Origin of the sequence: Nocardia takedensis NBRC 100417 (assembly GCF_000308695.1) — a bacterium.
Taxonomy (GTDB): Bacteria; Actinomycetota; Actinomycetes; order Mycobacteriales; family Mycobacteriaceae; genus Nocardia; species Nocardia takedensis.
In genome coordinates, this window is sequence record NZ_BAGG01000064.1 from 82,869 (window position 1) to 107,103 (window position 24,235).

Annotated in this window: 20 protein-coding genes and 1 pseudogene; 8 read left to right on the forward strand and 13 right to left on the reverse strand. The window is 70.4% G+C overall.

Annotation, left to right across the window (positions count from 1 at the left end; genetic code table 11):
* Nucleotides 1-2: 2 nt before the first annotated feature.
* Nucleotides 3-314 (reverse strand): nuclear transport factor 2 family protein, encoded by a 312-nt coding sequence (locus ON30_RS14025; protein ID WP_040707334.1) that lies wholly within the window; start codon nt 312-314, stop codon nt 3-5.
* 97 nt (nt 315-411) lie between these two features.
* Nucleotides 412-1,053 carry a TetR/AcrR family transcriptional regulator gene (locus tag ON30_RS14030; RefSeq protein WP_040707335.1) on the reverse strand — a complete coding sequence of 214 codons (642 nt, stop codon included), beginning with the start codon at nt 1,051-1,053 and terminating at the stop codon, nt 412-414.
* A 98-nt stretch (nt 1,054-1,151) separates the two neighbouring features.
* Here ON30_RS14030 and ON30_RS14035 point away from each other — a divergent pair, with 98 nt between their 5' ends.
* Nucleotides 1,152-2,207, forward strand: coding sequence for an SDR family oxidoreductase (locus ON30_RS14035; protein WP_040707336.1), 1,056 nt, complete (start codon nt 1,152-1,154; stop codon nt 2,205-2,207).
* 92 nt (nt 2,208-2,299) lie between these two features.
* Here the strand turns inward: ON30_RS14035 and ON30_RS14040 are convergent, their stop codons facing one another.
* Nucleotides 2,300-3,022 carry a bleomycin resistance protein gene (locus tag ON30_RS14040; RefSeq protein ID WP_040707338.1) on the reverse strand — a complete coding sequence of 241 codons (723 nt, stop codon included), beginning with the start codon at nt 3,020-3,022 and terminating at the stop codon, nt 2,300-2,302.
* Nucleotides 3,023-3,111: 89 nt separating this feature from the next.
* On the opposite strand from ON30_RS14040, the gene ON30_RS14045 reads away from it, so the two are divergent.
* From ON30_RS14045 to ON30_RS14065, 5 genes and pseudogenes are all read left to right on the forward strand, one after another.
* Entirely contained in the window at nt 3,112-3,993 is an 882-nt protein-coding gene (locus ON30_RS14045) for a TIGR03621 family F420-dependent LLM class oxidoreductase (protein ID WP_040707340.1), read from the forward strand.
* Nucleotides 3,994-4,272: 279 nt separating this feature from the next.
* Nucleotides 4,273-4,673 (forward strand): annotated as a pseudogene (locus ON30_RS40120) (SDR family NAD(P)-dependent oxidoreductase); the annotation flags it as partial.
* 441 nt (nt 4,674-5,114) lie between these two features.
* Nucleotides 5,115-6,395 carry a GDSL-type esterase/lipase family protein gene (locus tag ON30_RS39150; RefSeq protein WP_040707390.1) on the forward strand — a complete coding sequence of 427 codons (1,281 nt, stop codon included), beginning with the start codon at nt 5,115-5,117 and terminating at the stop codon, nt 6,393-6,395.
* Nucleotides 6,396-6,615: 220 nt separating this feature from the next.
* Nucleotides 6,616-8,127 (forward strand): long-chain-fatty-acid--CoA ligase, encoded by a 1,512-nt coding sequence (locus tag ON30_RS14060; RefSeq protein ID WP_051029321.1) that lies wholly within the window; start codon nt 6,616-6,618, stop codon nt 8,125-8,127.
* Nucleotides 8,128-8,263: 136 nt separating this feature from the next.
* Nucleotides 8,264-10,576: an ATP-binding cassette domain-containing protein gene (locus tag ON30_RS14065; protein ID WP_051029307.1), complete on the forward strand. Its 2,313-nt coding sequence runs from the start codon at nt 8,264-8,266 to the stop codon at nt 10,574-10,576.
* Here ON30_RS14065 and ON30_RS14070 read toward each other — a convergent pair.
* Complete coding sequence (locus ON30_RS14070) at nt 10,573-11,181, reverse strand: TetR/AcrR family transcriptional regulator (RefSeq protein ID WP_040707395.1); 609 nt, start codon at nt 11,179-11,181, stop codon at nt 10,573-10,575. The genes ON30_RS14065 and ON30_RS14070 overlap by 4 nt on opposite strands.
* Before the next feature lie 60 nt (nt 11,182-11,241).
* On the opposite strand from ON30_RS14070, the gene ON30_RS14075 reads away from it, so the two are divergent.
* Nucleotides 11,242-12,495, forward strand: a complete 1,254-nt coding sequence (locus ON30_RS14075; RefSeq protein ID WP_051029309.1) for an FAD-dependent oxidoreductase — start codon at nt 11,242-11,244, stop codon at nt 12,493-12,495.
* 54 nt (nt 12,496-12,549) lie between these two features.
* Here the strand turns inward: ON30_RS14075 and rox are convergent, their stop codons facing one another.
* From rox to ON30_RS14115, 9 genes are all read right to left on the reverse strand, one after another.
* Nucleotides 12,550-13,968, reverse strand: coding sequence for a rifampin monooxygenase (gene rox / locus ON30_RS14080; RefSeq protein WP_040707341.1), 1,419 nt, complete (start codon nt 13,966-13,968; stop codon nt 12,550-12,552).
* Nucleotides 13,969-14,125: 157 nt separating this feature from the next.
* Nucleotides 14,126-15,322, reverse strand: a complete 1,197-nt coding sequence (locus ON30_RS14085; protein WP_040707343.1) for a PrsW family intramembrane metalloprotease — start codon at nt 15,320-15,322, stop codon at nt 14,126-14,128.
* Nucleotides 15,319-15,984 carry a hypothetical protein gene (locus ON30_RS14090; protein WP_051029310.1) on the reverse strand — a complete coding sequence of 222 codons (666 nt, stop codon included), beginning with the start codon at nt 15,982-15,984 and terminating at the stop codon, nt 15,319-15,321. Before ON30_RS14090 ends, ON30_RS14085 begins: the two co-directional genes overlap by 4 nt.
* Nucleotides 15,985-16,056: 72 nt before the next feature.
* Nucleotides 16,057-16,674, reverse strand: coding sequence for an HAD family hydrolase (locus ON30_RS14095; protein WP_040707345.1), 618 nt, complete (start codon nt 16,672-16,674; stop codon nt 16,057-16,059).
* Nucleotides 16,675-16,700: 26 nt separating this feature from the next.
* Nucleotides 16,701-18,350, reverse strand: a complete 1,650-nt coding sequence (locus tag ON30_RS14100; protein WP_051029311.1) for an alkaline phosphatase D family protein — start codon at nt 18,348-18,350, stop codon at nt 16,701-16,703.
* An 82-nt stretch (nt 18,351-18,432) separates the two neighbouring features.
* On the reverse strand, nt 18,433-18,606 hold the full coding sequence (locus ON30_RS40125; protein ID WP_169334913.1) for a hypothetical protein: 174 nt from the start codon (nt 18,604-18,606) through the stop codon (nt 18,433-18,435).
* Between the two features lie 576 nt (nt 18,607-19,182).
* Complete coding sequence (locus ON30_RS14105) at nt 19,183-19,590, reverse strand: nuclear transport factor 2 family protein (RefSeq protein WP_040707347.1); 408 nt, start codon at nt 19,588-19,590, stop codon at nt 19,183-19,185.
* A 154-nt stretch (nt 19,591-19,744) separates the two neighbouring features.
* Nucleotides 19,745-20,890, reverse strand: coding sequence for an LLM class flavin-dependent oxidoreductase (locus ON30_RS14110; RefSeq protein ID WP_040707348.1), 1,146 nt, complete (start codon nt 20,888-20,890; stop codon nt 19,745-19,747).
* Nucleotides 20,891-21,000: 110 nt separating this feature from the next.
* Complete coding sequence (locus ON30_RS14115) at nt 21,001-21,615, reverse strand: TetR/AcrR family transcriptional regulator (RefSeq protein WP_157183725.1); 615 nt, start codon at nt 21,613-21,615, stop codon at nt 21,001-21,003.
* A gap of 50 nt (nt 21,616-21,665) precedes the next feature.
* Here ON30_RS14115 and ON30_RS14120 point away from each other — a divergent pair.
* Nucleotides 21,666-24,235 (forward strand): ATP-binding protein (locus ON30_RS14120; RefSeq protein WP_040707352.1); only part of this gene is annotated, 2,570 nt, incomplete at its 3' end.

The window sequence follows — 24,235 nt, forward strand, 5'->3', positions numbered from 1 at the left end:
CCTCACGCCTGACCGGTCTCGAATCTGGTGATCTTGCCGTCGCGGACGTGGAAGCGCCATGTGGTGCGCATCGAACCCCACCGGGAGTTGGTGTAGTCGGCGACGAATTCGGTGCCTGTCTCGGTGACCGAGTCGACCTGCATGCGGCCGTTGGCGGCGAAGACCTCGGCGTCGGTCCACTGCGCGAGATTGCGTTCCACGCCGTCGTCGGACATGGTGGCGTCGTCGGTGAGCAGGCCGTAGAAGCGGTCGCGGTCGTGGTCGTTGAGGGCGGTCACGAACTGTTCGACCACGGGATCCAGGGGTGCGGTCATCGTGGTTCACCTCTCTCGGGTGGATGGGCGCGAACGGTGAGCGACTGTGCGGCATCCACTCTAGGTGCCCGGCGAGCGGGGCCGGTGGCGCGACGCGTCAGGCGTCGGGGGCGATGAGTCCGTTGAGTGTGCGCAAGATGTCTTCGACCAGGTCGGGGGTGGTCGTTCCGAGTTGTGCGCTGCGCTTGTCGAGGTGACCGTCGACCCACAGCGAGGCCAGCCCGTGGCCGATGCTCCACCAGGTCAGCCCGAGAATGTCGGCTTTCGCGGCGGGCAGCGATCCGGCGGCAACCGAATCGGCGATGGCTTCGGTGAGGACGGCGAAAGCCGCGTCGGCGGCGACGACGGTGTCGGGGTGTTTCTCCGGTTGCGACAGTTCCGGGCGGAACATCAACCGGAAGTGCGCGCCGTGGTCGCGGGCGAAGCCGACGTAGGCGGCGGCCATCGCGGCCAAGGCGTCCAACGGGGCGTCCGGCGCGGTGGCGCGCGCGGCCGCGAGTCGCTCGTGCAGCATCTCGAACCCGCGGGTGGACAGTGCGGCGAGCAGCGCGGCCCGGTCGGCGAAGTGGTGGTAGGGCGCGCCCGTGCTGACGCCGGCTTCGCGGGCCACCCGGCGCAGGCTGACCGCGGCCAGGCCCTCGGTCTCGAGCAGGCGCAGACAGGCGTCGAGCAACGCCTCGCGCAGATCGCCGTGGTGATAGGTGGTCCGCTTCACCGACCGAGCGTATGCGAACAGCATCGGGCCTCCTCCTCGACAGATCATCTATGCGGTGCTTAGATTATCTGAGCGGCGCTCACATCCAAGTGTCGCATCCTTCTCCCGAATCGAGCGCAGATATGAGCACCCGGGTACTTGTCACCGGCGCGACCGGATTCGTCGCCGGACACTGCATCGCCGAACTCCTCGACCACGGCTACGCGGTGCGCGCCACGGTGCGCGACACCGCCGCCGACCGTGTCGCGCACCTGGTCGCATTGGCCGAACGGACCGGCGGCGAGTTGGAATTCGTCGCCGCCGACCTCGAACGCGACACCGGATGGTCGGCCGCCGTCGCGGACTGCGCGTACGTCCTGCACGTGGCCTCGCCGTTCCCCAGCGCGCCGCCCGCCGACGAGAACGAACTCATCACCCCCGCCGTCCAGGGCACCCTGCGGGTGCTGCGGGCCGCCGCGGCCGCGCCCGAGGTCCGTCGCGTGGTGCTGACCTCCTCGGTCGCCGCCGTCGCCTACGGTCACGACAACGACGACGTGCGCACCGAAGCGGACTGGACCGTGCTCGAGCGGGCCGCCGCCTACCAGAAGAGCAAGACCCTCGCCGAACGCGCCGCGTGGGACTTCGTCGCCGAACTGCCCGAGGGGCAGTCGCTGGAACTGGCCGTGGTCAACCCCGGCATGGTGCTGGGCCCCCTCCAGAGCGCCGTCGCCGCCAGCACCTCCCACGAACCGATCCGTCGCCTGCTCGGCCGTGAAACGCCCGGTTCCCCGCGCACGGCCTGGGCTCCGGTCGACGTGCGCGACCTCGCCGTGGCCCACCGCCTGGCGATGGAGAACCCCGCCGCCGCGGGCAACCGCTACATCTGCGCGGGCGATCCGCTGTGGATGGGCGAGTTGGCCGACCTGCTCGCCGCCGAATACAACCCGCGCGGATTCCGCGTGCCCACCCGACGGCTGCCCGACTGGTTGGTGCGCGCGGTCGCGCTGGGAGACAAGGGGATACGGCTGCTGGTGCCCACCCTCGGCCGAGCCGAACACGTCAGCGCCGACAAAGCCCGCGCGGAACTGGGGTGGACCATGCGGCCGGTCCGGGAAGCGGTGCTCGACACGGCCGAGAGCCTGCTCGCGCACGACGTGGTGGCGACACCGCGCCGGGCGAAGACGCCGGTGCGCGCCTGAGCGATTTCGGCAGGCGGCGTCGAATCAGGGTCGTGCGCGGCGGGCTGATCGGATCGGGTGCGGGTCGCGCTGTCGAGCGGCCGTGCTGCCGTTCAGGTTTCGCGGGCGGCGGCTTCCAGGTCGTGCACGGTGGCGAGGGTGGTGGCGAGCGTCGCGCGGTCCCGCTCGTCCAGCGGGATCTCGTGGACGCGGGCGAGGGTGGCCCGCGCTCCCGGGACGTCCGCCAGGCGCAGCGCCAACTCCGCGCGGTAGACCAGCGCCTCCACCAGATCGGTGGCGGCGGCGCGGTCCTGCTCGCGGGCCAGGGTGGCGTCCAGGATCTTCGCCGCTTGCGCTTCATCGCCCTTGGAATCGCCGAGCGCGATCGCGTTCTCCAGCGCCACGGCCAACTTGCCCGCCGCCCGCGTCGGCGTAGCGGACGTTCGCGGCAGCGAGGAGATGCGGATCCAGTTGCCGCCCGGGTCCACGAGCGCGAACCCGGAGTGCCCGTCGGCGTTCTTGCGCCTGCGTGGCCGGGTCATCCGCGGGATTCCGGCGACCAGCAGTTTGCCGTGGGCCGCGCGCATTCCGGCGGCGAACGCCTCGTACAGCGCTTCGATGTCGGGCACCTGGACCAGGCAGGACCCGTAGGACTGCTCGGGGTCGAAGTTCGGCAGGCCGAAGAAGTGCAGGTGTAGGTCTTCCCGGCGCAACGCGACGTACGGGTTGGGTCGGGTCTGGCGGTAGGTCTGCTCGAAACCCAGTGTGCGGTAGAACTCCGCGATGTCGTCGATGGATCCGCACGGCAGCAACGGCACCGTGATCTCGCCTGCCATATCCGCCCTCTCTGTCGAATTATGAGTACATTGTACTCAGTTTCGGCGGCGAGTGGCGACGATGGGTCCGGATTCGGTAGACAGGAGCGGTGACGACACAGCGCGACTTCCGATTCGGCGTCAACATGGTGGTCCCGAGTTCCCGCGCCGACTGGATCGAGAAGTGCCGCAGGGCAGAGGAACTGGGGTTCGACGTCCTTGGTGTCGCGGATCACCTGGGCATGCCGGCCCCGTTCCCGGCGATGGTCCTGGCGGCCGAGGCCACCGAGCGAGTCCGGCTCAACACCTTCGTCCTCAACACGCCGTTCTACAACCCGGTCCTGTTGGCTCGCGAAGTCGCCACCGCCGACCAGTTCACCGACGGCCGAGTCGAACTGGGGCTCGGCGCGGGCTACGTGAAAGCCGAATTCGAGGCCGCGGGCATCGCTTTCGAGAGCGGGGGCCGCCGCGTGGACCACCTCGGGACGACGGTCGCGACCCTGCGACGACTCTTCGCCGACCCGGACCACCGGCCGAGTACCGTCCAGCGCCCCGGACCGCCGCTGCTGGTGGCGGGCTGGGGCGACCGACTGCTGTCGATCGCCGCCGAACACGCCGACATCGTCGCCTTCACCGGCGCGTCCACCACGGCCGACGGCGGCCTGCGCGCCGCCGACGGCGACGAACTCGCCGAACGGGTCGCCTTCGTCCGTGATCGACTCGGGGCGCGCGCCGACCAGGTCGAGTTCAACCTGTTGGTGCAGCAGGTCCTCGGCGAGGCCGAGGTTCCCGCGTTCCTCGAACGCTATGGCGACTCGTTGCCGCCGCACACCGCGGGCGATCTCGCGGCGCTGCCCACGGTGCTCGTCGGTGACCCCGAGGCGATCGCCGCGCAGATCCGCGACCTGCGTGCCCGCCACGGAATCACCTACATCACCGTCATCGAACCGTTCATGGAAGCGCTCGCCCCCGCGCTCGCCCTGCTGCGCTGAGTCCGTTCATCCGAAGCAGGGTCGCCCGGGCAGAAGGCCGCGCGAGCACCGGTGGCGCACCCCTGCGCAGTCGAAACAGTTTCGCCCGGGCCGAAGGCCGCGCACGCACCGAGATGTCCCCGATGCGCCCGAAAGAGCGGGATCGGGAGTCGGGACTCGCGCGCACCCCCTTGAGTTGAACAGGTGTCCGTTCTACTGTCCGAGTGAAGCGCGCATCGTCGCGGCGAGTGACCGCCGGCAACGGCCGTGCGCGGGTGGATCGCCGACCGGAGGACACGAATGTCTGCTTCCGCACCCGAATGGACGCTCGAGCGGGCCGCGGACCAGCGCGGCCGGGTCGCGGTGGTCACCGGCGCGAACACCGGCATCGGACTGGCCGTCGCGCTGGCGCTGGCCGGACTCGGCGCGACGGTGGTGTTGGCCTGCCGCAACCCGACTGCCGCCGAGGCCGCGGTCGCGCGCATCCGGGAGACGGTGCCCGAGGACGATCTGCACACCGTGGCCTTGGATCTGGCGGACGGCGCGTCCATCGCCGCCTGCGCGAGCGGTGGCCCGCGGTGCACTTGCTGATCCACAACGCCGGGATCATGGCCCGCCACCGCACCCGCACCGTCGACGGCTTCGAGACCGATCTCGCGGTCAACGCGCTGGGCCAATTCGCCCTGACCGCCCAGCTTTTCGAGGTGTTGGAGGCCGCCGAGGCGGCGCGGGTGGTGACGGTCAACAGTCTCACGCATCGTCGCCGCAACGCCGCGCTGGATTTCGCGGACACGCCCTCATCTGACCGCCTGCCGTTCGGCGACGACGGGGACGGTGATCGGTCGGCAGGTCCCGAGCGTCGTCGGCGGTCCGGAAATCGCGGGTGTGGACCGCCGTCGCCGTGTGCCGCTCGTCGCGCGGGAACGGCCGTTCGGCTACCCGAAGGGGCCGTTGGTCGCCGGGCGATGTCGAACTCGCCCGTGCCGTCCGGCGCCGATGCTAGACAAGCGGGACCGCGGAACCGCTGTTGCGCGGCGACGACGATGTCACCGAAGGATATGAACGTGGGAACTGGACATCCACATCAGCAAGCCGGTCCGGCGCGTAGGGGGACGGGGCACGCTCGGTCCCGACGCTTGGTCATGGTCGGTGTCGTACTCGCCGCGGTACCGGGATTCCTGGGGGCTCCGAACGCGGCGGCGAACGATTGCGCGGGTGATCATTTCGTCGCCAGTTGGGCGGCCTCGCCCACGGATGCGGTGACGCCCCTGGACGCTTCCGGTCACCCGGTGCCCCTGACGGTCACGGACCAGACCTTCCGGATGATCGTGACGCCGCATCTGGGCGGTTCGACGATGCGTCTGCGGCTGTCGAACCGTTTCGGGGTCACGCCGGTGACGTTCGGTCGGGTCACCGTCGGGGTGCGGTCCGACGGGGCCGGGGTCCTCGATCCGCGGCCGGTGACCTTCGACGGGCGAACGTCGGTGACGGTTCCCGCCGGCGGCGAGGTCGTCACCGATCCGATCGGGTTGGTGTTCTCGGCATTCACGCCGCTCGCGGTGAGTATCCATGTGCCCGGGTCGGCGGGGCCGCCGACCAAGCATTGGAACGCCAACGCCACGTCCTTCTATTCGGCCGCGGGCAGCGGCGATCTGACGGGACGTTCGGGCGGGGAGGGGTTCGACCAGGTCACCTATGCCTGGTCCTACGTGCACGGGATCGACGTCGAGGCCCCCGCCGCGACCCGGTCGATCGTGGCGTTCGGCGATTCGATCACCGACGGGATGGTGTCGGATTCGGTGGTGGGGGTGCCCGCCGACACCCGTCTGGCCGACACCGACAGCCGCTACCCGGACGCGCTGCAACGTCGGATCGATCGGGCCGGACTGCCGCTGTCGGTGGTGAACGCGGGGATCGGCAGCAATCGTCTCGTGGTGAACGGTCAGCCGATCATGATGGGGCCCAGCGGGATCGAGCGCTTTCCGGTGGACGCCTTGGCGCAGGCCGGTGTCGCCGGGGTGATCGTGCAGGAGGGCATCAACGATCTCGGTTTGCCGCCCGGTGTCGACGCCGACCGGATGATCGCTGGTTTCCGGCAGGTGGTGGCGATGGCCCACGAACGCGGCGTCAAAGTGTGGCTGGGCACCATCCTGCCCGCGTCTGACGCGCTGGTGAACGGCGTGGCGATCGCGCCGCGCAGCGAGGGGGACCGGCAGCGGATCAACGAGTGGATCCGCACGCAGGACGTGGCCGACGGCGTGATCGACTTCGACGCGGCGCTGCGCGACCCGGCGAATCCCGCCGTGTTGAATCCGGCGTTCGGCGGTCCCGACCGCCTGCACCCGAACCCGGCGGGCTACCGGGCGATGGCCGACGCGGTCGACCTCGCGTTGCTGGCCGAGGCCGGTCCGCGCTGCGACTGAGGGCGGGCCGGATTCCGCTCCCGAGGGCAGGTGCCGTCAGTTACGCTCCCAGCGGTGGTTCCACTCGCCCGCCGCGCACGTCCCCGTGCGGGTGAGGTGCCGACCGGCGCCGGGTGAACGCGGTGCCGACGCCACCGGTCGGCGCCTTCGAGAGGTGATCGACGTGAATACCGAAGACCGCTCCGCCGGACAACCCCACCTGGCCCGACGGTCGCACTGGATGAACTCCGTCGAGCGGCACGCTGCGGTGCTGGGCGAACGCGCCGCGCTGCGCTTCGACGGCGAGACGACGACGTGGACGCGGTTGCGCGACCGGATCCACGCCGTCGCGCGGGGGTTGGCGGATCGGGGCGTCGGCTTCGGCGACCGCGTCGCGCTGGTCATGGGCAACCGGCCGGAATTCGTCGAGGTCGTGCTGGCCGCGAATCTGCTCGGGGCGATCGCGGTGCCGGTCAACTTCCGGCTCACGGGCCCCGAGGTGGCCTACATCCTCGCCGACTCCGGCGCGCAGGTCGTCGTCGGCGACGTGCTGGGCACCCCGATCGTCGCCGACGCTGTGCGCGAACTCGCGCACCCTCCCCGCACGGTCACCGTCGGCGACGCGGCCGAGGGTTTCGAGGACTACGCCGCGCTGGGCGAGGCCGGACCGGGCGACACACCGACACCGGACATCCCGGAGGACACGCCCGCGCTCATCATGTACACCTCGGGCACCACCGGCAGGCCCAAGGGCGCGGTGCTGACCCACCTGAACCTGCAAGCGCAGAGTTCGACGGTGATGCGCTGCATGCAGTACGTCGACGAGGACGAGATCGCGCTGATCGCCTCGCCGATGTTCCACATCGCCGCCGTCGGCACGATCGCGCCGATGCTGTACGTGGGCGGTGTGATCGTCATCCATCCGACCAAGCCGTTCGTGGCGGGCGAGATCCTGGACACCCTCGCCGCCGAAGCGGTCACCAACGTCTTCCTGGTGCCGACCCAGTGGCAGGCGGTGTGCGCGGAACCCGATGCCGCGCATCGGGATCTGGCGAGCCTGCGGGCGATGGGCTGGGGCGCCGCGCCCGCCACCGACACGTTGTTGCGGCAGATGGCCGCGACCTTCCCGGAGGCGATGAACGTGGCGATGTTCGGTCAGACGGAGATGTCGCCGATCACCTGCGTGCTGCACGGCCGGGACGCGATCCGCAAGCTCGGTTCGGTCGGCAGGCCCGTCACGACGGTGACGACGCGGGTGGTCGACGCCGAGATGGCCGATGTCGCGCCGGGCGAGGTGGGCGAGATCGTCTACCGCGGTCCGGGAATGATGCTGGGTTACTGGAACAAACCGGAGGCGACGGCCGAGGCGTTCCGCGGCGGCTGGTTCCACTCCGGCGATCTGGTGCGCGTGGACGAGGACGGTTTCGTCTACGTGGTCGACCGGGCCAAGGACATGATCATCTCGGGCGGGGAGAACATCTACTGCGCCGAGGTCGAGAACGTGCTGGCCGGACATCCCGACATCGTGGAGGTCGCGCTGATCGGCCGTCCGCACGAGGTGTGGGGGGAGACGCCGGTCGCGTTCGCGGTGCTCGGTGGCGCGGGCGATCTGGACATCGACGCGCTGCGTGGGTGGGCGGCGGCCGCACTGGCGAAATACAAACTCCCCACCGCGTTGCACCGTGTCGACGCGCTGCCACGCAACGCCTCGGGCAAGGTCCTGAAGAACACCTTGCGAGAACTGCGGCCTTGAGCCGCCGGTTTCTCTGAACAGGTTGCGGCGCAAGCGCATTCGCCGAATTCCGCCGTCGGGTCAGGCTTCCCGGAAGGTGTGATTTACATCACATCACCGTGGGTGTTTTGTCGGTGCCGCCTGGCATGGTGTCCCCATGTCATCAACCGAAACCGTCGCCGTCACCGAATCCCCCGCCGCCGCGCAGGGGGATTCGGTGATCCGGGTGCTCGGTGCCCGTGAACACAATCTGCGCAACGTGTCGTTGGAGATCCCCAAGAACCGGATCACCGTGTTCACGGGGGTGTCCGGGTCGGGGAAGTCCTCGATCGTGTTCGACACCATCGCGGTCGAATCCCAACGCCAGCTCTACGCCACCTTCCCCGCGTTCATCCTGAACTTCCTGCCGCGCTACGAACGCCCGCACGCCGAGGCGATCGAAGGACTCAACGCGCCGGTGATCATCGACCAGCAACCGGTGGGCGGCGGGCCGCGCTCGACGGTGGGCACCATGACCGACATCTATTCGATGGTGCGCGCGATGTTCGCCCGATTCGGTTCCCCCTCGGCCGGATTCGTCTACAACTACTCCTTCAACGTCCCGCAGGGCATGTGCCCGGACTGCGACGGGCTCGGCGTGGCGGTGCGCGCCGATCCGGACCGGCTGGTCGACCGGACGAAATCGCTCAACGAGGGCGCGATCCTGCTGCCCGGCTACGCGGCGGGCAGCGGCGACTGGCAACTCTACGGCCGCTCCGGGCGTTTCGATCCGGACAAAGCGCTGCTCGACTACACCGCGGCCGAATTCGACGACCTGATGTACGGGTCGGGCGGGGACAAGGTCGAGATCACCTTCGCCAAGGGCACCTGGAAGGCCGACTACGAAGGTCTGGCCGCGAAATTCACCCGCACCCGCCTGCAACGCGACACCTCGACCCTGAGCGAGAAGACCCGCGAGCAGATCCGCAAGTTCCTCACCGAGGGCATCTGCGAGAGCTGCGGCGGCGCACGGCTCAACGCGGCGGCGCTGGCGACGAAGATCGGCGGCCGCAGTATCGCGGACTGGTCCGGCATGCAGATCACCGACCTGATCGCGGTGCTGGAGGAGATCACCGATCCCGCCGCGCTGGGCCTGGCCGAGGCGCTGCGGGTGGCGTTGCGCCGCGTCGCCGACATCGGGCTCGGATATCTGAGCCTGGACCGGGCGACCTCCACGCTGTCCGGCGGCGAGGGGCAGCGCCTGAAGATGATCAAGCATCTGTCCAGCACGCTGATCGGGTTGACCTACATCTTCGACGAACCCAGCGTCGGCCTGCATCCGCGCGACGTCGGCAGGCTCAACGCGCTGCTGCGGGCGTTGCGCGACAAAGGCAACACGGTGTTGGTGGTCGAACACGATCCCGACGTCATCCGGATCGCCGACCACGTCGTCGACGTCGGCCCGCGCGCGGGCGCGCACGGCGGGCAGGTGGTGTTCCAGGGCGATTTCGCGCGGTTGCTCGAGGCCGACACCCCGACGGGCGCGGGACTGCGCCGCACGTTCCGGGTCAAGGACGTCTTCCGCGCGCCCACCGGGGAACTGCGGATCGAGCACGCGCGGGTGCACAACCTCAAAGACGTCTCGGTGGGGATTCCGACCGGGGTGCTCACCTCGGTGACCGGTGTCGCGGGGTCGGGCAAGAGCAGTCTGATCCGGGACGTGTTCGTGCGCAGTCATCCCGAGGCGATCTTCGTCGACCAGTCGCCGATCGGCGCGTCCTCGCGCTCCACCCCGGCCACCTACCTGGGATTGATGGACCCGATCCGCAAGATCTTCGCCAAGGCGACCGGTCAGCCCGCGGGCCTGTTCAGCTTCAACTCCGACGGCGCGTGCGCCCAGTGCGAAGGGCGCGGGGTGATCATCACCGAGATCGCCTACATGGACCCGGTCACCACCCACTGCGACGCCTGCGACGGCCGCCGCTTCTCCGAAGCCGTCCTCGAGCACACCCTGCGCGGCCGGTCGATCGCGCAGGTGCTGGCGATGTCGGCCGAAGAAGCGCTCGAGTTCTTCACCGAGAAGGCGCTGCTGACCAAACTGCGCGCCATGAACGAGGTGGGCCTGGACTACCTGAGCCTCGGGCAGGCGATGAGCACCCTGTCCGGCGGTGAACGTCAACGCATCAAACTCGCCACCCAACTGCACAACACCGCGGCGGTGTACGTGCTCGACGAGCCCACCACCGGCCTGCACATGTCCGACGTGGACACCCTGCTGGCGTTGCTCGACGGCTTGGTCGAGCGGGGCAACACCGTGGTGGTCATCGAACACAACCTCGACGTGGTCGCCCACAGCGACTGGGTGATCGATCTGGGCCCCGACGGCGGCAAGGACGGCGGCGAGATCGTCTTCACCGGCACCCCCGCCGACCTGCTCGACCACCCGACCTCCCTGACCGGCGAATACCTGCGCCGCTACAAGGCCGGCTAGGACGGGTACCCGCCCACGGCGAGACGCGCCGCGGCGGCGACGACGTCGGGGATCTCCTCGGGCGGTGTCGGCTCGGAGGTCCGCGACAGCGCGGTCAGGACGGCGTCGACCGCTCCCAGGACCGCGCCGGTGAGCGCGGCGGCGTGCAGCGGGGTGAGATCCGGGTGGGCGCACCCCAGTTCGGCGGCGAGTCGGCGTTGCAGATCGGCTCGCCGCCGCAGCGCCCCGGCCTGCAAGGCGGGGACCTCGGCCAGCAGGCGGGCGCGGACCGCGGTGAGGTCGTGGTCGAGCGGGAAGCTCCATCTCGGTGCGCGGGTGAGGTGGTCCACGACGCGCAGCAGGGTCTCGACGGGGGTCTGTCCGGCCTCGGTGGCGTCGAAGGCTTCGCGGACCAAGGGATCGTAGAGGTCGTCGTCGGCGAAGACGACCGCGTCCTTGGCCGGGAAATAGTTGAAAAAGGTGGCGGGGGAGACCTCTGCGGCGGCGGCGATCTCGGCCACCGTGGCGCCTTCGTAGCCCTTGTCGTCGAACAGTCGCAAGGCGGCTTCGATCAGCGCGCGCCGGGTGCGCTGCTTCTTCTGCTCCCGCAGTCCTGTCGGCTCCATCGCGCAATTGTTGCATAGCATCTATTTTTAGAGTCACTACAAGTTTGTTACGGTGGCAGCATGAGCGAACGAACGCGGTGCGTCGTGGTGGGCGGCGGACCGGCGGGCATCGTGCTCGGGCTGCTGCTGGCCCGCGCCGGTGTCGAGGTGACGGTGCTGGAGAAGCACACCGACTTCCTGCGCGATTTCCGCGGCGACACCGTGCACCCGTCGACGCTGCGCCTGCTGGACGATCTGGGCCTCGGTGCGCGCTTCGCGGCCCTGCCGATCTCGCGGCTCGAGCAGATGCGGGTGCGCATCGGGTCGAGCACCGTCGTGATGGCCGACTTCCGCCGCATCCCCGGCCCGCACAAATACCTCGCGATGGTGCCGCAGTGGGAGTTCCTCGACCTGCTCGCGCGCGCCGCCGCCGAGGAACCCGCGTTCACGTTGCGCACCGGGTGCGCCGTCACCGGCCTGCTGCGCGCCGAGGACGGACGCGTCACCGGCGTGCGCTACCGCGACGCCGACGACACCGCCCGCGAACTCACCGCCGATCTGACGGTGGGCTGCGACGGGCGCTGGTCGGTGGTGCGACGGGCGGCCGACCTGCCCGTGATCTGCTTCGACATTCCGATGGACGTGTGGCAGATCCGCATCCCGAAGACCCACGCCGCCTACAGCGGCGAGGTGGTCGGCTGCTTCGGTCGAGGTCGGGTGGCGGTCACCATGGATCGCGGCGACTACTTCCAGACCGCCTACCTCATCGAGAAGGGCAGCGACACCGCGCGCCGGGCCCAACCGCTCGCCGACCTGCGCGCCGATCTGGCCGAGCTGCTGCGATTGCCCGGCGGGACAACGGAATACCCGCGGTCCTGGGACGAGGTGAAGTTGCTGCGCACCGAGATGAACCGTCTGCGACGCTGGTATGCCGACGGGCTGCTGTGTCTGGGCGACGCCGCGCACACCATGTCACCGGTCGGCGGGGTCGGGGTGAACCTCGCCATCCAGGACGCCGTCGCCGCCGCCCGGATCCTGGCGGAACCGCTGCGCCGCGGCCGGGTGCGGACCGCGGACCTGGCCCGCGTCCAGCGACGTCGCGCGTGGCCGACCGCCGTGACCCAGCGTTCGCAACTCGGCGAACACGACATGCTCCTGCGCCCCGCGCTGGCCCGCACCTTGGACGAGGACCGCCTACCTGTCCCGGTGCGGGCGCTGCGACGCGTGCCGATGCTGCGCGGAGTCAGCGCCTACCTCGGCGGCATCGGGGTACGCCCCGAGCGCGCCCCGGATTTCGCTCGCCGACCCGAACCCGACACCGTTTCGGACAGTTGAGCCTCCGCACGGCGGCGGGTCGGATCGGCCGCTGGCTCCGACGCAGAGCCGGATTCAGGCGGCCGGCCCGAACCAGCGGGACAGTGCCGCGGGCAGGTCGGAGTGCTGGTCACCGGCCCAGGCGACGTGGCCGTCGGGGCGCAGCAGGACGGCCGGGGCGGGCAGGTGCTCGCCGTGGTCCACGACGTGGTCGACGCGGTCGGCCCAGCCGTCGACCGAGAGCCGCCCGGTCCGGTCGACCAGCAGGCCGCGCCCGCGGCGGGTCAATTCGTAGAGGCGACCGTTGTCGAGGGGTAGGTCTCGCAGGCGCGCGCCCACGAGCGGGGCGGGGTCGCCGAAGTCGTAGCGGACGTTCAGCGCGGTGATCTTCTCGATCAGGTACCGGTTGACGCCGTCGAGGTCCATCAGTTCCGAGACCAGGTCGCGGACCGCGACCGAGCCGGGGTCGGTGGCCATCAGCGCCATCTGCGCGCGGGTGTTGCGCAGGACGTCGGCGGCGACCGGGTGACGTTCGGCGTGGTAGGTGTCGAGCAGGTCGGCGGGCGCCCGGCCCGCGATGGCCGCGGCCAGTTTCCAGCCGAGGTTGAACGCGTCCTGGATGCCCAGATTGAGGCCCTGACCACCGGTCGGCGGGTGGACGTGGGCGGCGTCGCCCGCCAGCAGCACGCGGCCGACGCGGTAGCGGTCGGCTTGGCGAGTCGCGTCGCCGAAGCGGGTGAGTCGGCGCGGGTCGTGCGCGCCGAAATCGGTGCCCGCGTGGGCGCGCAACTGGGTGCGGAAATCCTCGAAACTCGGCGGGGTGCGGTCGGTGGACAATCCCGCGGCGGGCACGACGACCCGGTAGTAGCCGTCGCCGGCGGGGCCGATCCCGAAACGTTTCTGGGTGCGCCGGATCTCGCTCATCGCGGCCACGATGGTTTCGGGTGATTCGGTCATCCGCATCTCCCCGAGCAGGGTCTCGACGGTGGCCGACCGGCCCGGGAACCCCACGCCCGACAGTTTGCGCACCATGCTGCGGCCGCCGTCGCAGCCGACGAGGTAGCGGGCGCGCAGCACGTCGCCGTCGGCCAGTTCGACCCGCACACCGGCCGCGTCCTGGTCCAGTCCGACGAGTTCGCGTCCGCGCGCGATCCGCGCGCCCAGTTCCAGGGCGTGTTCGGCCAGCAATCGGTCGGTGACGGGCTGCGGGATGCCCAGGACGTAGCCGTGGGCGCTGTCCAGTTCCGGGGCCGGTTTCTCGATCGCGGCGAAGAAGCCGCCCAGCGGATGCCGGGTGCCCTCGGCCAGGAACCGTTCGAGCAGCCCGCGCTGGTCGAGCACCTCGATGCTGCGCGCGTGCAGTCCGAGCGCGCGCACCTGCTCGGTCGGTTCGGCGTCGCGTTCCAGGATCAGCACCTCGACACCGTGCAACCGCAGTTCGGCGGCCAACATCAACCCGGTCGGTCCACCGCCGGCGATGATCACCTCGGTCATTCACACTCCCTGTTCCGCGGGCTGTTTGCCCTGAGGTGGGAGATTCTGCAACGCACCCGGGGTCTTGCGGCAAGGCCCCGGGTGCGTTATACGTTGAAGAGGGGAAAGCTACGCGCCCACGTGTTCGGCGGATCGCGCCGAGGGCGAAGCACACGATTCACAGCCGCACCGGCAACAGGGCCTCGGTGACAGGACGCCCATCGCGCAGCCGAGATACCTCGGCGCGAGCGAATGCCACCCGGGGAGTCTCAGCGCCTCGATCGGTGGCGAGCGCGTCGGCCAGATCGCAGACCGCCTCCAGCACGTAGCCGTGTCGCCCGCGTTCGGCGCGATCGCGGCCCGCGCGCCGAAACGCGCGCCGCGCTTTGGCGTTTCCGCACGCGGCCGCGGACTCTTCGCTGGTCACGAATCCGGCCGCCACCTCGGGTGCGAGGATCTCGGCGAGAAAACGGCGTTCACGCGGAACGGTCAGCGCGAAGACGCGCACGGCCACCACCAGGGCCACCACGGTGATCCCCACGATGAATCCCAGAACGGCGATGTTGCTTTCGCCGGCGAAGTTGGCCATCGAATCCCACAATCCGTGCAGCAGCATGGGCACCGCGATCAGCAGCAGTCCGCGCCCGACGCGGCGAGGTTCGGCCGGGCGGCCGAGCAGATAGACCAGGCCGACGCAGAACAGCGCGGTGTAGAGGATGTGTCCCGCGGTGCCGGTGGCGACGCGCAGTATCACCGTCGACAAGGCCGCCTCGACCTGGTCGGCGCCGAAGCGCGCAGCGCCGGAGTTCATGCCGTAGGAGATGTCCTCGATGATCTCGAAGCCCAGGCCGAGGAACGCGCCGAGAATGAAGCCGTCGAAGGCCGTTCGCACCAGACGCGGGGCCAGGGCGATCAACAGCAACAGCCCGAATCCCTTGGCGGTCTCCTCGGTGAACGGTGCGGCCAGGCCCGCACCCCAGTCCTGGGCCCAGGCATGGCCGAAAAGCTTGCCGTAGATGCTGATCAGGGCGTCGTTGGCGTAGGCGGCCATCGACCAGGTGGCCGCGAAACCGCCCCAGAGGAACGCCGTGGCGAGCAGTTTGATCGGCTGGCGGGCATAGCGGTCGATGTGCTGGGTGAACCACCAGAAGATCGCGCCGTAGACGGCGAACACCAGCGCGGTGACCAGGATGGCCCTCGAGTAGGCGTGGTAGGTGCTACCGATCCGGTCGAAGAACAGCAGCGCGCCGGACCCGGTGAGCAGCGCGTAGACCCAGAACGCGAGGTTGCGGGGTTGGTAGAAGGTGAACGTACGCCCCCACCCGGAATCCTCGATGGCGAGAAAGCGCGCCTCCGCCGGATCTGTGGTGCTCATCCGGCCTCCTGCGGGAGTTCGCCGACGCTCGCGATCATCCGACCGACTTCGGTGAGCAGGTCCTGTGCGGGCTCGGGTGGACCGACGGCGACGATCTCGACACCGGTTCCGTCGATCACGTACGCGGCCAACACGCCGTCCGCGCCCGTGGCCCCGTATTTGGTGAGCAGTCCCGGTTCCCCGGTCCGCGCGGTGATCGGCGCCGGGTCGCCGGTCGCGGTGAACGGGGCTCGGAGGGCCGCGTCGGTGCGTTCGATGCGATCCAGCAACGCGGCCGGGTCACCGCTGAATTCTCCCGTGCGCACGACGAATTGGATGCCGCCGCGGGCCAGGACCGCCCCGGGCGGGTAGCCCTTGCCGGTGGGTTCGTCATCGCGGCGCTCGCCGCTGACCAGCGACCAACCCTCCGCGGCGGTGAATCCGATCCCACCCTGCACCGCGATGACCTCACCGGCCGAGGTGACGTCGGTCTCGGAGATCGCGCCGTCGAGATCGGGCAGCAGCACCCCTTGCAGAAGGGCCAGTGCCAACACCACCAACGCGGGCAGCAGGGTCCGCTTGTCCATGCCCAGCCAACGGCGGTCGGCTGGAACCCAGCGGTCACCGGGATCGAAATACTCTGCCGAGATCCTCGTCTCGTCGTCCCGTGTGTGCGTGCCCACGCCACCCTCCGATCTTGGATGGGGTCACGATAGCCTGAGATTCGCCGGCGGGCCGAGTTCGGGCTACGGAGATCAGCGGGAGGCGCGCGAGTATTCGGCGGTCAACCACTCGGGGAATTCGGTGAGATCGGCCAGCACGACGTGGGCGCCGGCCCGCCACAGTTGTTCGGCCGTGCACGGTCCGGTGGTGACGCCGACGGCGCGGACCTCGGCGGCGCGCGCGCCGATCATGTCCCCGGTGTGGTCGCCGACGAAGACGGTGGCGGCGTGGGCGCTCAGCGCCTCGGCCTTGCCCGCCGACCACAGGTCGCCGATGACGGTGTCGACCTGCCAGCGCAGCGCCGCGACGTGCAGTTCGGCGTGCGGTTGGTGTTTGCCGGTGACGACCAGGATCTGTCCGCCCAGTGCGCGCACGGCCGCCAACGCCTCGCCCGCGCCCGCCATCGGCAGGATCTCGGGGACGACCGAGGGATACATCTCGCGGTAGCGGGTGACCATCGCCGGGATCAGGTCGGTGGGTGCGCCCGCCTCGGCGAGCATCTGGGCCAGCGGCGGGCCGAGGCGGGTGGCGAATCGCGCGCCGTGCAGGTCGATCCCGAATTCGGCGCCGAGGATGTCGATGGCGCGCGCGACGCCGGGTCGCGAATCGATCAGCGTCATATCCAGGTCGAAACCCACCGTGAAGCTCACCGATCGACTCTATCCCGGTGCGCGGTTCAGCGTCCGCCCGGCGGAACAGGTGCGCGGGCGTCGAGGTTCTCGCTCGCGTCGTCGACGGGTTCGTCGGGCCGCCACGCCGCTCGCACGCCGGGAACCCCGCTCTCCACCACGTAACTGGCGCGGGTGGTGATCGGCGCGCCGGGACGCGACACGTACGGCACGACCCGGAAGTCGGTGCGCCACAGTCGATGATCGAGTTCGACGCGGACGTAGCCGCGTTGGGCGTTGAAGAATTTCAGGTCGGGGTTGGCGGCGAGCAGGGTGCGTCCGGTGGCGTTCATGTCCGCGCCGTCGCGACCGGTGGTGATGGAGGTGCCGATGAACTCCGCGCCCACGACCGGGGAATCGGGGGTGTCGCGGCGCAGGTCGAGCGCGCAGTTCTGGTGGCGGTCGCCGGTGATGACGACGAGGTCGTCCACGCCGCGCTCGGCGGCCGCGCCGAGGACGGCGTCGCGGTCGGCGACGTAGCCGTCCCACGCGTCGGTGCCGACCACCGTTCCCGCGCCGGGGTCGTAGTCGGTCTGCCCCATCGAGACCTGGTTGCCGATGATCTGCCAGCGCGCGGCGGATCGGGTGAGGCCCTCGACGAGCCAGTCCCGTTGGGGCGCGCCGAGGATCGTGCGGTCGGCGGACAGGCGCTCGGCGCAGTCGCGCACCAGGTTGCCGTCGCCGCACGCCTGGGCGGTGCGGTGCTGACGTGTGTCGAGCATGGTGAGTTCGGCCAGGTTCCCGAAGGGGAGGCGGCGGTGCAAGCGCATCGCGGGGCCCGCGGGCAGTTGCGCCAGGCGCAGTGGTTGATGTTCGTACATGGCCTGGAACGCGGCGGCGCGGCGGCGTCGGTACAGCCACGGCAGGCGGTGGACGTCGAATCCGGTGCCGGGTCGGTCACCGGCCCAGTTGTTGTCGAGTTCGTGGTCGTCGAGGGTGACCACCCACGGGAACGCGGCGTGCGCGGCGCGCAGTGGGGCTTCGGCTTTGGCCAGGGCGTAGAGCAGGCGGTAACCGGGCAGGTCGACGGCCTCGTCGGTCAGTTTGCGCGGCAGCGGCCCGTCCTGTCGGCCGCGCATCCAGGCTTTCTCGTAGATGTAGTCGCCCAGGTGCACGACCAGGTCGAGGTCCTCGGCGGCCAGATGGTCGTAGGCGGTGAAGTAGCCCGAATTCCAGGACTGGCAGGAGGCGAAGGCGAAGCGCAGTCGTTCGGTGGCCGCGCCGAGGGCGGGCGCGGTGCGGGTGCGTCCGACCGGGGACACCGCCGTGCCCGCGCGGAAGCGGTAGAAGTACCAGCGGTCGGGTTGCAGGCCGTGGATCTCGGGGTGCACGCTGTGGCCGAGTTCGCGGGTGGCCAGGACGCTGCCGCGGGTGACGACGTGGCGGAACGCCTCGTCGTGGGCGAGTTCGTAGTCGACGCTGACGGGCGCCAGGGGCATGCCGCCGAGACCGTCGGGTGCCAGGGGATCGGGGGCCAGTCGGGTCCACAGCACCACGCCGTCGGCGGCGGGGTCACCGGAGGCCACGCCCAGGGAGAACGGGTCGCCCAACCGGCGGGGCGCGGGGTGGGGTGCGCTCGCGCCGGTGACGGCGCCCGCGAGCACCGCCGCCGACGCGGCGGTGCCCAGACGCAGGAGATGCCGGCGAGACAAGACCATGACCCAGCCTAGATCAGGCGGAGATCTTGCCTCCGACTATGCCGCTGACCGGGGGTTTATCCCGAGGTAGGGGTGGTCGGGCTCACAGGCAGACCACCACGCTGCCCAGAGGCACGCAGATGGCGATGGAACCGGTCTGGGTCACTCCGGGCAGTTGTGCCGAGGGGGTGGCCGCGGAGGCGGCGGGCGCGGCGATCGCGCCCAGCGACAGGGCGATGGCGGCCACGGCGGCCGCTCTCTTGGCTTTGCTGGACATGGCGCATCCTTCGTGTCGATCGACTCGTTCTCCGGAATCTTGCGTTTCTCAGTGTTCGCTGTGGCTCGGCGAGATTCCAGACAAGAAAAGGTCACGGGCGCGTGGGCGGAATTCCGATGCGGTCTCGTCTGCGGGCGCGCGACGTTATCGGAATGGCATTGTCGAATGGTCTCGATATCGCGCGAACGGAATGAAGGGGCCCGTCCCGGCGTCGATCGCGAGCGTTTCCGAATCGCGATCGTACGGGCGATGGTCACCGCGATGGTTGACGATTTCGGAATCGAGGGATCTCGGGAAATCGGTGGCGTCGCGCGATCGAGTCGGACACAATCGCCGATTCCTCCGCGTCGGCTCCCCGGGAGAACCGCTGTCTCGAATGTCGGATTATCCGGGGGTGTGAACGCCGGGTGTCGCTCGGGCGGGCGGGGAGGGAGCCCTTCGTCGGTGATTCACGTGGAACCCCCGGTGCACTCGATGCCGCTTCGGCTGAATTGCCGGAAGGTGTTGCCCGTCACCGCATCCGCGCGTTCGTTGCATCGTGTGCGCGATCGCGGCGGATGCGGCGGCGGGCGAATCTCAGCCCTGGACCGGCGGAATCGGGAACGAGTGGTGTTCGTGGGCGATGACCCAGCGCCCGTGTTCGCGGCGCAGGCCGAAGCTCAGGCGCAGTCGGGCGGCGGGGTCGGCGGCGAAATCCTCGGCGGTGCCGCACAACAGCAGCGCGTAGGCGAAGGCGATATCGCCGCCGACCTCCACGTCCAGGGAGACGATCTCGAAATTCGCCCCGCGCGACTGCCATTCGAAGAATTCCGGCCAGACCGCGCGGTAGGCGTCTATTCCGCGTACGCCTTCGTGCGGCGGCGGCACATCGAACATGACGATGTCCTCGGCGTGGTCGGCGACGGTTGCCTCGATATCGCCCGCGTGGACCGCCGCGGCCCATCGCTCGATCAGAATTCGGATCTGCTTCTCGTCCTGCGACACCGCGGCCGTCCCCTTTCCGCACGGCCGCCGAGAGGTGCGGGCCGTGACTATCCGACGAGAGTGCCGAAAAGGCGACCGGGGCGCAACGGAAACGGCCGGTTCGGAACGAATTCGGTGTCGAATCCCAACCGGACTCGGTGATCCGCTACGAGACTCAACTGCTCGACGCGGTGGCGAAGGGGGTGCCCACGGCGACCGCGCCCCGGCGGTGCGGGTGGCGCCACAGTCCGCGGCGTTCAAGGATCGGCAGGACGCCCTCACCGAACCAGTACGCCTCCTCGAGGTGCGGGTAGCCCGACAGGATGAAATGGCTGACGCCCGCTTCGGCATATTCCACCAGTCGGTCGGCCACCTCTTCGTGCGAGCCGACCAGGGCGGTGCCCGCGCCGCCGCGCACCAGGCCGACCCCGGCCCACAGGTTCGGGGCGATCTCGAGGCTGTCGGTGCGGCCGCCGTGCAACTCCAGCATGCGCCGCTGTCCCTCGGATTCGCTGCGCGCCAGATTCGCCTGCACGCGGGCGATGTCGGCGGGATCGATGCCGGCCAGCAGGCGATCGGCCTCGGCCCACGCCTGCTCGGCGGTGTCGCGGCTGATGACGTGCACGCGCAGACCGTAGTCGAGGACCCGGCCGTGGTCCACGGCCTGCGAACGCACCGCGTCCAGTTTCGCGGTGACGGCGGGGACCGGTTCGCCCCAGGTCAGGTAGGTGTCGGCGTAGCGGGCCGCGACGGGGAGCGCCGCGGCCGAGGACCCGCCGAAGAAGACGGGCGGCAGCGGGTCGGGACGGTTGGCCAGCAGCGCCCCGCGCACCCGCAGGTGCTCGCCCTCGAAGTCGACCGGGTCGGTGCGGGTCCACAGTTCGCGGACCACGTGCAGGAATTCCCCGGTGCGCGCGTAGCGCTGCTCTTTGTCGAGGAAGTCGCCGTAGGCCTGCTGTTCGTGGGGTTCGCCGCCGGTGACGACGTTGAGCAGCAACCGTCCGCGCGAATGTCGCTGGAAGGTGGCCGACATCTGCGCGGCCAGGGTCGGTGACACCAGGCCGGGGCGGAAGGCGACCAGGTATTTCAGCGTCTCGGTGGTCTCGACCATCATCGCGGTGGTCAGCCAGGCGTCCTCGCACCAAGCCCCGGTGGGGGTCAGCACCGCTTCGAATCCGTTGTCCTCCGCGGCCGCCCCGATCTGGTTGAGATAGCGCAGCGAGGCGGGACGGTCACCGGACATGAAGGTGCCGTGACCGCCCGCGATCAGACCGCGGGAATCACCGTAGGTGGGCAGGAACCAGTGGAACGACAGACTCATCGCGGTGCGCTCCTCTCAGGAGGGCCGGGGGGACAGCGATTTTCCATGCTGCGTCCCCGACTACCGGCTGTCACCGGTTGCGACCAGCGTGATTCCAACCCGCGGGTACGTTATCGGCGCAGGCCGAGCAGGGTTTCGGCGACGATGCGGATGTGGTCGAGGTATTCGGCGAACGCGGCGGGGGAGGCGTGCGAGCGGTCCAGCGCGCCGCGGGTCAGGGTGTGGCCGACGGTCTCGGCGACCACGCGCACGGGTACCGGCGCGGTGACCGCGCCGCGCTCGAGTTGGCGCTCGAGGTAGCGGGCGAAGCGGCGGATGGGGCGCTCGGCGATCTCCTCGGCCAGCGGGGTCAGCGCCGGGTCGACCGCGCCGCGTTCCTCGATCAGCCGCAGCAGGGGGCCAGCGGCGCGTACGGCCTCGGCGAAGGACTCGATGGTGGCGCGCAGCATGTCGCGCGGGTCCTCGACGGCGTCTCCGGGTTCCTGGGCGGCGAGGAAATCGTCGCGGACGCGCAGGGCCAGCGCCTGGAAGATCTCCTCCTTGGAGGCGAAGTACACGTACAGGGTGGCCCGCGAGACCCCGGCAGCGGCGGTGATGGCGGCGACGGTGGTGGCGGTGTAGCCGCGTTGGACGAAGACCCGCGCCGCGGCGTCGAGCAGGGCGCGGTGGCGGTCGGTGTCGGACCGTTCGCGCGCGGCACGTACCGCCCAGGTGGAGTGGGTCACCCCGCCCATCGTGGTTGACGTTGACGTCAATGTCAACGAGACTGGCTGCTATGCGCGTGGCAGTGGTGAACCGGGGAGAGATCGCCGTCCGGGTCCTCCGGGCGGCCCGGGAATGGGGTTACGAGACCCTGGCGGTGCACACCGAGGACGAACCCGACGCCGCGCACCTGCGGTTGGCCGACGACACCGTGCAACTGTCGGGTCGCGGCCCGGCCGCCTACCTCGACGTGGCGGGCGTGGTCGCGGCCGCGCGCAAGGCGGGCCCGGGCGCGCTGGTCCATCCCGGTTACGGATTCCTCAGCGAGAGCGCCGAATTCGCGAGCGCGTGCGCCGCGGCCGACCTGACCTTCCTCGGCCCGGGGCCCGCGGTGCTGCGGGTGTTCGGCGACAAGGTCGCGGCGCGCGCCGCCGCCGAACTGGCCGGGGTGCCGGTGGTTCCGGCCAGCGCGGCGGGCGGCGGTTTCGACGCCGTGGCCGCGCTGCTCGCGCGCTATCCCGACGGGGTGATGGTCAAGGCGGCCGCGGGCGGCGGCGGACGCGGGATGCGGGTGGTGCGCGATCCGGCCCTGCTGCGCGAGAGCTACGACCGCTGCCGCGCCGAGGCGGCGGCGGGATTCGGCGAGGACACCGTCTACGCCGAGGCGTTGGTCCCCGCGGCCCGCCACATCGAGGTGCAGATCGTGGCCGACGGCACGGCCGCGGTCGCGGTCGGCGACCGGGATTGCAGCGTGCAGCGCCGCCACCAGAAACTCCTCGAGGTCGCCCCCGCGCCCGCACTCGAGGCCGCGCTGCGCGAACGGTTGCACCGCGACGCGGTGGCCGTGGCCGAATCGGTGCGCTGCCGGGGCGTGATCACGGTGGAGTTCCTGGTCAGCGGCGCGAACGCGTGGTTCCTCGAGGTCAATCCGCGGTTGCAGGTCGAACACACCGTCACCGAGGAGGTCACCGGACTGGATCTGGTGGGCCTGCAATTCGCGCTGGCGGGCGGCGCGGATCTGGCCGCCCTCGACCTGGACACCTACCTCGTGCCGACGGGCCGGTGCGCGGTCCAGGCCCGCGTGAACGCCGAGATCCTCACCGCCGCGGGCGATGTCGTGCCCGGCAGCGGCACGCTGACCCAGTTCGCGGCGCCGACCGGGGTCGGGGTGCGAGTCGACACCGCGGCCGCGCCGGGCGTGCGCCAGGGCAGCGGGTTCGACTCGCTGCTGGCCAAGGTGATCGCCTCGGGGCCGACGCACGCCGCGGCGCTGCGCCGATGTTCGGACGCACTCGCCGAGACCGTCGTGGCCGGGGTGGACACCAATCTCGGAGTGCTGCGGGCGCTGGTGCGCGAACTGGCGGACGTCGAGTTCGTCACCACCGACTGGTTCGAGTCCCGGGTGGGCGAGTTGGTGGCCGCCGCCGAACGTGACAGCGACGAACTCCCGGCGCCCGCGCCCGCCCCGTCGGTCGATCTCGCCGAGGACGAATACGCGCACCGGTCCCCGATGGGCGGCACGGTCGTCACCGTCGCCGCGGCGGGCGCGGTGATCGCGGCGGGCGCGGAACTCGCGGTGCTCGAGGCGATGAAGATGCAGCACGTACTGCGCGCCGAGCGGTCGCTGCGGGTGAGGCGGACCCTGGTCGGTCCCGGTGACACCGTCGATCCCCGGCAGCCGGTGCTGATCTGGGAGCCCGCCGACACCGAGAACGTCGAGGTCGACGTCACGGCGGTCGACCTCGACGCGCTGCGCCCCGACCTGACCGAGGTGCTGCGCAGGCAGGGGTTGGCCGCCGACGCGGCGCGCCCGGAAGCGGTCGCCAAACGCCACCGCCTGGGTCGGCGCACGGCCCGCGAGAACGTCGAGGACCTGATCGACGCGGACAGTTTCGTCGAATACGGGCGGCTGGCCGTGGCCGCCCAGCGTTCGCGCCGCGGCCTGGACGACCTGATCGCCAACACGCCCGCCGACGGTCTGATCGCGGGCGTGGCCACGATCAACGCCGACCGCTTCGGCGCGGAGGCGACCCGCGCGGTGGTGCTGTCCTACGACTATTCGGTGCTGGCGGGCACACAGGGCATGCGCAACCACGTCAAGACCGACCGCATGCTGCACCTGGCCCGCGAGCAGCGACTGCCGGTGGTGTTCTTCACCGAGGGCGGCGGCGGCCGACCGGGCGACACCGACCACGGCGGCATCTCCGGTCTGGACATCACCACCTTCCGTGCGATGGCCGAACTCTCCGGCCGGGTCCCGCTGATCGGGATCGCCTCGGGCCGCTGTTTCGCGGGCAACGCCGCGCTGCTGGGCATGTGCGACGTGGTCATCGCGACCCCGGAGGCCACTATCGGCATGGGTGGTCCGGCGATGATCGAAGGCGGCGGACTCGGCGTCTTCCGTCCCGAGGACATCGGCCCGATCCAGGTGCAGCGCCGCAACGGCGTGGTGCACCTCGCGGCCGCCGACGAAGCCGACGCGGTGGCTCTGGCGCGCCGCTACCTGACCTATTTCCAGGGCGAGGCCGCGCGGTGGGAGGCCCCCGATCCGCGTCTGGCCCGGCACGTGGTGCCCGAGGACCGGTTGCGCGCCTTCGACATCCGCGCCGCGATCGAGTCCGTGGTCGACCTCGACTCGGTGCT

Excerpts from the sequence above, each read along its gene's own strand:
- rox (WP_040707341.1), bottom strand. The coding sequence starts at position 13,968 with ATGACCGAGGTGATCATCGCCGGCGGTGGACCGACCGGGTTGATGTTG.
- ON30_RS40125 (WP_169334913.1), bottom strand. The coding sequence starts at position 18,606 with ATGTCCAGCAAAGCCAAGAGAGCGGCCGCCGTGGCCGCCATCGCCCTG.
- ON30_RS14030 (WP_040707335.1), bottom strand. The coding sequence starts at position 1,053 with ATGCTGTTCGCATACGCTCGGTCGGTGAAGCGGACCACCTATCACCAC.
- ON30_RS14085 (WP_040707343.1), bottom strand. The coding sequence starts at position 15,322 with ATGAGCACCACAGATCCGGCGGAGGCGCGCTTTCTCGCCATCGAGGAT.
- ON30_RS14100 (WP_051029311.1), bottom strand. The coding sequence starts at position 18,350 with ATGGTCTTGTCTCGCCGGCATCTCCTGCGTCTGGGCACCGCCGCGTCG.
- ON30_RS14025 (WP_040707334.1), bottom strand. The coding sequence starts at position 314 with ATGACCGCACCCCTGGATCCCGTGGTCGAACAGTTCGTGACCGCCCTC.
- ON30_RS14075 (WP_051029309.1), top strand. The coding sequence starts at position 11,242 with ATGAGCGAACGAACGCGGTGCGTCGTGGTGGGCGGCGGACCGGCGGGC.
- ON30_RS39150 (WP_040707390.1), top strand. The coding sequence starts at position 5,115 with ATGGTCGGTGTCGTACTCGCCGCGGTACCGGGATTCCTGGGGGCTCCG.
- ON30_RS14110 (WP_040707348.1), bottom strand. The coding sequence starts at position 20,890 with ATGAGTCTGTCGTTCCACTGGTTCCTGCCCACCTACGGTGATTCCCGC.
- ON30_RS14060 (WP_051029321.1), top strand. The coding sequence starts at position 6,616 with ATGAACTCCGTCGAGCGGCACGCTGCGGTGCTGGGCGAACGCGCCGCG.
- ON30_RS14035 (WP_040707336.1), top strand. The coding sequence starts at position 1,152 with ATGAGCACCCGGGTACTTGTCACCGGCGCGACCGGATTCGTCGCCGGA.
- ON30_RS14040 (WP_040707338.1), bottom strand. The coding sequence starts at position 3,022 with ATGGCAGGCGAGATCACGGTGCCGTTGCTGCCGTGCGGATCCATCGAC.
- ON30_RS14065 (WP_051029307.1), top strand. The coding sequence starts at position 8,264 with ATGTCATCAACCGAAACCGTCGCCGTCACCGAATCCCCCGCCGCCGCG.
- ON30_RS14070 (WP_040707395.1), bottom strand. The coding sequence starts at position 11,181 with ATGGAGCCGACAGGACTGCGGGAGCAGAAGAAGCAGCGCACCCGGCGC.